A 9,106-nucleotide genomic window follows, 5' to 3' on the forward strand; every position below is an offset into this window, starting at 1 on the left:
GTTTATCCATACAGGATTGTTAGGAGAAACCCTGTCAAGTTCATGCCTCGTAGGGAATCTTCTTTCTCTTGTCTTTGTCACATCAAAACGATAGGCTCTGATAAGTTCCCCATTTGGAGTATCTTCGGCAGCCTTCCTGATTTTCGTTAAAAGCTCCTCAATTGTCTTCACATCATAAAGGTTAACACCTTCGAAATTGAGTCCCGTCTGGACAAGGTGAACATGGCAGTCGTAAAATCCAGGCACTGCTGTCTTTCCCACCAGAAAATATGTTTCCTGAGAAGTTTCAAGATATTTTTCATAGCCTTTTCCCATACCAAGATCAAATATTTTGCCGTCCTTAACGGCCATCCATTCATAAATATTGTTGTTACTGTCTAAAGATATAATTTTTCCGTCGCAAATCAACAAGTCTACAGAAGTCATTTCTTCACCACCGTTTTTTATTCTTATATTAAGTTTACTTCTTTAGTTTAATACTTACACCCTTTCAATGCAATCCTTGAATTGATATCGTATACAATTCAAGCAACGGATTTCATAGAAATCCGCTGCCATGTTTATTAACATTAAACCTTTTCCATTTGTCTATGTTAGAATTCTAACCAAATAGTCGTAAATCACTTCAGCAGTCTTTATCACATCCTCTATGATTACATACTCATCAGCACCATGATAATTTTCTCCTCCAGGTCCGAAAACAAAGGTTGGAATATTTAATCTTGACCCTATATAGCAAAAATCACCTATGCTTTGAAAATATGCTATTTCAGGGTCCTTGTCCGTTACACTTTTGATGGACTCCTTGAATTTCACAGAATATTCGTTATCCTCGTCTACCCTGTAAGGAAGGAATCCGTCGCTGTCGGGAGTGGGCGCCTCCCTGAACTTTATTTCATAGTCCGCATCGATGTCGGCAGCCTTGACGGCATCATCAAGCTCTTTTTTTATAGTTTCCTTGTCCTCTCCCATTACTATATGCCTGAATACTGTGAAGCTTGCCTTATCCGCAACGGAGCATGCAGCCCCCCCGCCATTCATGTCTATTACGCATATGTCCCCAGTTCCAAGATAGGGATCAACTTTCAGTTCTGTCTTCTTAAGCTCCATAATTACTTTGGATGCAGCTTCAATTGCACAGATTCCATTCTGAGGATTTGCAGCATGAGCCGACTTTCCTGTGAATTCCACTGTATATGAATATCCACCCCTTGCTCCAAGACAGAGACAGGGAAAGTTTACTCCTGTAAATCCTGCACTTGGTTCAGGTACTATTGCCACGTCAGCATCTGTTATTAGTTCATCATGTATTATGAAATTTGTTCCAAGTCCGTAGGGACCCTCTTCGTCGGACACAAAGTGGTATACTATACTTCCGTCAAAATCCGGTACAGCATTCTTGAATGCCTCTATTGCCATCATTGCAGCCGCCGAACCGGATTTCATATCAAGGGATCCCAGACCGTACATCCTGCCCTCTTCAACTACAGGATCAAGAGGATCTTTTGTCCATCCTTCACAAAGCTGTACGGAATCCATATGGCCGTTTATCAATACTTTTTTGCCTGATTTGTTGCCTTTCAATTCACCTATTACGTTAACACCCTTGAATTTTGTTACCTTGTCATCTTCATAATAGTGGTATTCAACTGGAATATTCCTTTCCTTTAACCAGTCATGGACAAATTCCATAATGTTTTCTTCCTCAAAATAAGGGCTGTATATTCTTATTAAATCGCTTAAAAGCTTTTCTGTGTTTTTTTCATTAATAATATTTTTTGATTCAGTCATAATCTCCACTCCTGTCAATTTGCTTTATTGTACGTTTTTACAGAACTTATTTCTCCTTCTTTGAACATGAATTTGCCTGTCCATCCATAGAATATTGTAATCAAAGGTGCAAGGAATGACAAATACACATATGGCAGATACTCTATTGTACTAACTCCAAGTGCCCCTGTAAAGAATACCCCACAAAGCCCCCAAGGGACCAATGGTGATGTGACAGTTGCCGAATCCTCCGACACTCTCGAACAAATCTGTGGAAGAAGTTTCTTTTCCCTGTATGAGGGAACTAGCATTCTTCCAGGTATGATTATTGCCATATACTGACTTGCAGAGAAGAGATTGATAAGTATGCTGGAAACTACATGAGTTGTAACAAGACCTCCAGTAGACTTTACAAGACCTTTGATTTGATCCAGAAGAACATCAAGCATTCTGGTCTTCTCCAGCAATCCTCCAAAACTCAATGCAATGAATCCAAGTGATATGGTCCACATCATACTCTGAAGTCCACCTCTGCTCAGCAGTGCATCAATTTCAGATATGCCTGTTGCTGATAAAAATCCGTAGTTCATAAAGCTCATCATTTCACCAAGGCTGTAGCCCTGGAATATCATTGCAAAGGCAGCTCCTATGAGAGAGGCAATTACCATTACTGCAAGTCCTCCAACCTTTTTAATTGCGAGTATTACAACTATTACAGGCGGTATAAACGCAACAGGGCTTATATAGTAGTTTCCCTTCAGCCCGTCCAGTATGATATTTATTTGTGACTGGTCTATTTCAGCACCCTTGAATCTTAATCCCAGTATCAGATAAATAACGAGGGAAATAATTATTGCAGGTCCTGTTGAATAAGCCATTGATTTAATATGATCAAAAAGATCGGCTTCTGCAACTCCAGCAGCAAGGTTCGTCGAGTCTGAAAGTGGAGACATCTTGTCTCCGAAAATAGCACCTGAAACGACTGCACCGGCTGTCATTGCTGGTGGAATTCCAAGACCGTATCCTATCCCCATGAATGCAACACCAAATGTCGCTCCAGTTGTCCATGAACTTCCGGTGGCAACTGAGGATATCGCACAAATAAGGCATACGGAAAATAGGAACATAGAAGGAGACAATACCTTGAGTCCGTAGTAGATTAGTGTAGGAATAGTTCCTGAAGGTATCCATGTTGCAATAAGTACTCCAACCATCATGAGGATGAGCATGGGAAGCATTGCAATATTACATCCGTGAAGTATTCCATTCTGTATATCCTCCCATGTAAATCCATTCAAGATGGCAACTATTGCCGCCACTACTGTCGCAAGGATAAGTGTGATATGGGTCACCCATTCCTGTTTAAGTACGAAAATCTGAATGGACATTGCCGCTATTAGGAAAATAAAAACTACCAATACACCAATAAGTCCCGGTTTTTTTTCTTCTGAATTCATCTAATTACACTCCTTAATATTTTATTTAACTAATGATACCAGAGGAGTAATGTTTCAAACGTTTTAAAAAATGTTTAAGTTTAATTTACTAATACTAGTTTAAACATTTTTTAAACAATAAGCAAAGAATAAGAAAAATTAAATTTTTCTTATTCTTTGCTTATTGTTTCTCTTCACCATTGAGTACCTTATATAATCGCTCCACTATAGCATTATATCCATCCGCACTGGGATGAAAATCGTCTATTGTCAGATATTCATCTAAATTGTACTTAAAGAGGTCATGAATTGGTATGTAGACGCTGTTTGGATATGAAGAAATCAGAAGCTCTGTCCTATAATTCCAGTTAAGGAGCATTTCTCTTGTCTCTTCATCAACTTCATCTCCGTAAGGATTGTATAAACCAATAATTGCCCTTTGTACATCACTGTTGTTTTCTTTTATAAAGGCAATTGCTTTTCCCAAATTTTCTAAATAAATCTCTAAAGTCTCCTCATAATTACTGGTTGACACCTGGCTTCTAGAATTCATCAAATGATTGACATCGTTTCCTCCAATTGATATGAGCACAATATCCGCCGAACTTATAATTCTAATGGTTTCATCATCGTCCAATACTTTCATCATATCTGAAATTTCCGCTCCCGGCTGGGCCAGATTCACAACTATTATTTCCCGGGAAATATCCTTTTCAATCAGTTTTCCATAGCCTTTGCCAAGACCAAGACCAGTATCATCACCTACTCCTGCTCCAATAGAATCTCCTAATATAAGTATTGTAAACATATCCCCCTCCTGAGAATCATCTTCGCCGATTTCATTATCCATGATTTCCTGGTCCGTAACAGCACCTTCTAAAGGCTCTTCTTGAACACCCTCATCATCTATGTTTGATGAAGTTATGTTTATGGATATTATGAATCCGCCTAAAAAAACGGCTGTAAATATAACCGTAATCAGTAAAAACATTATCCAAATGATTTTTTTATTCATCATTGACCTCCACCCGATAATAACCGTCAAATCTCTTAAGTGCTACTACGCAAGTACATCTTTTCTTGTGAAAACTACAAAACTTATTACTATTGATACCAAACTCCATATGGCTAAAACCATAATGGAAAACTTCATAGACATGCCCTCTATCTGCTGGTAGGAGCCTGTTAAATATTTAGTGAGATTCAAATTGGATACGAAGAAATACTTGATGATTTCCCAATCCGAAAGGAAGAACTGGAGGAACTGTCCTCCTATGAGAAATGCCATTATAATTCCTATTGCTGCAGCAGTACTTTTGACAAGGACGGATATCATAAAAGTTATGGATGCAATTGCTATTGAAACAAACCATGCCAGAGAATAAATCAAAACCATGTATTCCATTCTATTCACCATGATTACGGAATTTGCATCCAATTCTCCATTTATAAGTTTAAATCCTGTTGCAACAGGCTCATAAAAGCCCCAAACCCGGAAGAAGGAAAAGGACACAAAACTCGATATTGCACCTATCATCAAAACAACCATTGTTGTCATCATAAGAAGGGCAATATATTTGCTCAACAATACCTTCCATCTTGGAACTGAACGGGTAAGGATAACCTTGATTGTACGGTTTGAAAATTCACCGGATACCAGATCCGATGCTAGAATTATTATCATAAGTGGAATAAACATGATGATTGCATTCTCAACAAAATTGACAGAAAACCTTGCAGAACTTGGAGTGATTGGATTGATGTCGTTTTCTATAAAATACTTCATCTGTTCAATCTGTATTTCAATAGACCTGATGCCTGTTTCATGGATATAAGGACTTTCAAGCCTCTTTTCAAGCTCCTGCATCTGCTGGCTGGCAAGACTTTTCCAGTCGTAGGAAGTGTCTTCGGTGATTTTCTCGAATCTGCTTATGGTCTTATCATAGGTGTATTTTTCTCCATAGGAAAACAACCCTATGAAAAGAAAGAGCAGAACGGATATGAGTACCATTTTTTTCTTTAGAAGTATTTTACTGACTTCATTTTGAATTAATTGATTCATCATACCACTCAATCCTTTAGGTTATTTTCTGGTTCTCAGTCAGACTGAGGAACAACTCTTCCAGAGTCTTGCTCTTTGAATTAACATATTTAAGCTTTAATCCTTCATTTACAAGTGAAGCATTGAGCATTTCCAACTGATTCAAGCCTATGACTGCCTCCAAACGATTATTAATTATTTTTGCATTGATTTTAAATCTTTCCTTCATGATCAGTTTTCCCTTTTCTAGATTATCCACAACCCAATAAACTTCACTAGATGATACCAGATCATTCACAGCTCCCGTTTTAACCACAAGCCCATCCTTTATTATTGAAACCTTGCTGCACATAAGCTGTATTTCCGATATAAGATGGGATGAAACCAGCACAGCTATGTTTTTCTCTGAAGCCAAATCCTTTACCATTTCCCTGAATTCAAATATGCCCTGGGGATCCAGCCCGCTTGTTGGTTCATCAAGTACCAAAAGCTTGGGATTATGTAGAAGAGCTTGTGCAAGACCAATGCGCTGCTTCATTCCCCTTGAATAAGTGCTTACCTTGTCACCTATTCGTTTCTCCATGCCCACCAACTCAACTGCATCCATGATATCTTTTCTAGAAATGTTTTTTGACATATATCCAAGCATTTCAAGATTTTTCATACCTGTAGCATAGTTGTACAAGTCCGGTTCCTCGATTATACAGCCCACATTGGACATGGCTTTTATAAAGTTTTTTGTAATAGAATGACCGCAGATTGCAATATTTCCCGATGTCGGTCTCAAGAGGCCCACTATCATTCTAAGAGTAGTCGACTTGCCGGCACCGTTGGGTCCCAGGAATCCAAAGATTTCACCTTCATCGATATGGAAGCTGATTCCTTTGATGATTTCCTTTTTTCCTATTCTTTTTGTAATATTGTTTACTCTCAACACATGCTTGTCCATATTAAATCATCCCTTTTATCATCTTATCCATCAATGGCCCTTATGAATCAACTTCCAGGTCACAAGTCAAGGTGCGGTCAATATCACCGCACCACAAATTTAAGGGTTGAAAATTCAGTTTCCCTTTATAGACTTTCCTCTTGTTCCAGTCTTTTCATTTTTTGTTTCTTTACTTATTCTTCTGCTTCTTCCTCTTCTTTTTCTTTTTCTTTTTCTTTTTTCTTAAGGTCAACCTTTTCCATAATTTCGGGAACCATCTCTATGAGCTTGTCGATGCTTGATGATTTCTTGATGGGCATCATCTCAACATGGTCTCCCTTGATAACCAGTACCGATGTTACGGAAATCTTGCCGCCGCTTCCCAATCCGCCGCCTTCGCCTTTGGCTCCCTTTTCTTCGATGCCGCCTCCGCCGCCTGTTCCCAGTCCAAAGGAAATGTCAATGAATGGAACAAGGGTAACTTCTCCCACCTGTACCGGTTCACCTACTACGGTCTTTGTCTGCATGAAGCTTTCAAGCTTCTCAAAGATATTGTTTACATTGTCCCTGATATTGAATTCTGCCATGATTTATGCCTCCTTTTTTATTTTCCATATGCCATTAAGCCTATATCATCCCTTGGAAAAGAGTATTTTCCTAAAAGGTTTTGTTACAACTAATCCCAGGGCAAGGACCAGAATATATACTATCCATATCCTACCCTCAACCGATCCCTCACCTTCCAATATATCTTCGTCAAAAACAGGTTCCATCCTTATGTCATACTTTTTTGGAAGAATATAGGACTGGCTGTACAAAGCACACATATATCCCGTATACATTGGATTGTCAAATCCTGCTTTTATCCTTGCAGTTATAACATTGGGCCATAAATGTTTCCACAGCTTCTTCACAACTGTCAAAACTTTTCTTATTAATTTCTTTTTCAAATATTCACGATTAAAAGACTTTTTCTTCTTTTCCTTATCTTTCTTTTTCGAATTTTTGCCATCTTTACCTGTGCCGTCATCTTTATCCTTATCTAAATCCAATCTTTTTTCAAACCCCAGAAACCTTATTTTAGCTTTTGCTTTTCCATCCGGTTCCTTTAATATTAAAATCTTAAGTCCACCGAAAAGCCAGGAAACCACTCCCCTTATTTTCATGTCGTCATATTTTTCCACTTCTGCATAGTATGAATAGGGAATGAGGATAATGATTGCTAGAATTATTAAAATAAAAAGAAGAATATATCCAATTATAGATAGTATAATCATTTCAACCTCCAAAAAACACCAAAAGCCGACCCTTTCCGGCCGGCATGCTGTCTATCTATATTGTGGTCAATCCTAAACCAACCATTCAATTTGTAATTTAATTATACCACTAAAACCATCTTTTTTATACAGTTCCGATAATATAACTTCATTTATTGAAAACATTGACATATTAAAATCCCAACAAAAAATGCCGGGATTTCAATCGAATACTTTTGAATCTATTAAACCTACTTCACAGGACTTATCTTAATCTGCATGAATGGTACCATATTGTTTTTCGGTTCCTGAAGGACAGTTATTACTGTACCCGTTTGGGGATGTATTACACTTCCATTGGGATTTGATGGATCATAGTGCATAATAAGGTCATCAAAGGAACTTACCCCCGGAAGACTTGGAATCACATAAGGAATATCATTATAATGCAGAGTCAATGCATCCGTTGGAGTTTTACCGAAGGTTGAATCATATGTTTGAATCCTGTTTCGCCACAATTCACTGCCAGTTCGTAATAATGGTTCAAAATGTGCATCTATAGGCAGCAGCAAGCCTTTACCAGGATGAATACCCGTATCATTATCCGTCTGCGATGTATCCCAATAATGGATCAGAAGACCATCCTGATATGGGAAACGCTCTACATAATTTGGATATCCAGAAAATCCAAAGTTGTATGGACCGGCTGCAAGGGTACTGTCATATCCGAGATATGTCCTGTATTCACATACATAATAGTGGCTGTAGAAACCCGACTCAATACCTGTTGATCTACTAAACCCTTCAAAGGTCCAGCCTGCATCACTCTCAGCACCGTCTGCAGAATAATCTGCAACCACTATCTCATCAATCATCATTCCTTTTTCAACAGCTGCCACATCAGTCCAGTAGCGGAATCCAAGCAGCACGTTTTGGCCTGCATAAGGACTCAAATCAGCTGCCAAACCAACCCATCCACCTGAATTTCCGGTGATGCCATACCCAAAGTTTTGACCGTTTGGATCAGTCAAAGTGGAAAGATTAGTATCTAGGCTTGTCCATGTACTACCTCCATCTGTGGATACAACAACATAGGCATAATCCCAGTCCGTTTCAATCTCGTAATTTACCTTGGCAGTGAGAATTGCTCCTGCAGTAATGGAAAATTCCTTATACATTGAATTGTCCAAATCATTTCCCGCACCGCTGTAGTAGAAATAATCTCCTGCATATGGGTCTCCAATAACTTCTGTCACTTCCTTAGACGGAAGAACCACAAACACACCCTGGGCCTGTTTGGTGTTGAATTCCATTGGTCCAAGCCTATGAACGGATTTCTCTCCTGCAAATGCTACTTCATAGTTGAGCCAGCCAAGCTGGAATTTCTCCCAGGCACCCAAATGGCTGGGTTTTGAGCCAATATCCTCTGTTCCATCACTTAACCATGAACCGGAAGACATCAATGTCCAAAATCCAGTACTATTTTCTCCTGTGTAATCATACAGATCCGGCAGCCCCATATCATGAGCAAATTCATGGGCAAATACTCCAACTCCACCATTTTCAGGCTGCATTGTATATTTGTTTAACCAATAACTGCTGTCACCAATCTGAATTCCACCTAAAAGAAAATCCGGACTTGGACCAGCTATACCTATCCCATTGGAATATGCAT

9 protein-coding genes are annotated in these 9,106 nt (G+C 38.8%); all 9 read right to left on the reverse strand.

Features of this window, described 5'->3' with window-relative positions; all coding sequences use genetic code 11:
* Window positions 1-426, reverse strand: a 426-nt coding sequence (locus AC3AX0_RS01965; RefSeq protein WP_487548622.1) for an amidohydrolase family protein, incomplete at its 3' end; no start/stop codon positions are given.
* Window positions 427-588: 162 nt separating this feature from the next.
* Window positions 589-1,791: a M20 family metallopeptidase gene (locus AC3AX0_RS01970; RefSeq protein WP_487548623.1), complete on the reverse strand. Its 1,203-nt coding sequence runs from the start codon at window positions 1,789-1,791 to the stop codon at window positions 589-591.
* A gap of 14 nt (window positions 1,792-1,805) precedes the next feature.
* Entirely contained in the window at window positions 1,806-3,227 is a 1,422-nt protein-coding gene (gene nhaC / locus AC3AX0_RS01975) for a Na+/H+ antiporter NhaC (protein ID WP_487548624.1), read from the reverse strand.
* Between the two features lie 160 nt (window positions 3,228-3,387).
* The gene (locus tag AC3AX0_RS01980) at window positions 3,388-4,221 is read right to left on the reverse strand and encodes an SGNH/GDSL hydrolase family protein (RefSeq protein WP_487548625.1); all 834 of its coding nucleotides are present in this window, start codon (window positions 4,219-4,221) and stop codon (window positions 3,388-3,390) included.
* Between the two features lie 45 nt (window positions 4,222-4,266).
* On the reverse strand, window positions 4,267-5,271 hold the full coding sequence (locus AC3AX0_RS01985; RefSeq protein ID WP_487548626.1) for an ABC transporter permease: 1,005 nt from the start codon (window positions 5,269-5,271) through the stop codon (window positions 4,267-4,269).
* 13 nt (window positions 5,272-5,284) lie between these two features.
* A complete protein-coding gene (locus AC3AX0_RS01990) occupies window positions 5,285-6,196 on the reverse strand; it encodes an ABC transporter ATP-binding protein (protein ID WP_487548627.1) in 912 nt (303 codons plus the stop codon).
* Window positions 6,197-6,369: 173 nt separating this feature from the next.
* On the reverse strand, window positions 6,370-6,762 hold the full coding sequence (locus AC3AX0_RS01995) for a GerW family sporulation protein (RefSeq protein ID WP_487548628.1): 393 nt from the start codon (window positions 6,760-6,762) through the stop codon (window positions 6,370-6,372).
* Between the two features lie 45 nt (window positions 6,763-6,807).
* Complete coding sequence (locus AC3AX0_RS02000) at window positions 6,808-7,452, reverse strand: DUF2953 domain-containing protein (RefSeq protein ID WP_487548629.1); 645 nt, start codon at window positions 7,450-7,452, stop codon at window positions 6,808-6,810.
* A 230-nt stretch (window positions 7,453-7,682) separates the two neighbouring features.
* The coding region (locus tag AC3AX0_RS02005) for a M6 family metalloprotease domain-containing protein (protein WP_487548630.1) at window positions 7,683-9,106 on the reverse strand (1,424 nt) is incomplete at its 5' end.

Source organism: Dethiosulfatibacter sp., assembly GCF_983023055.1.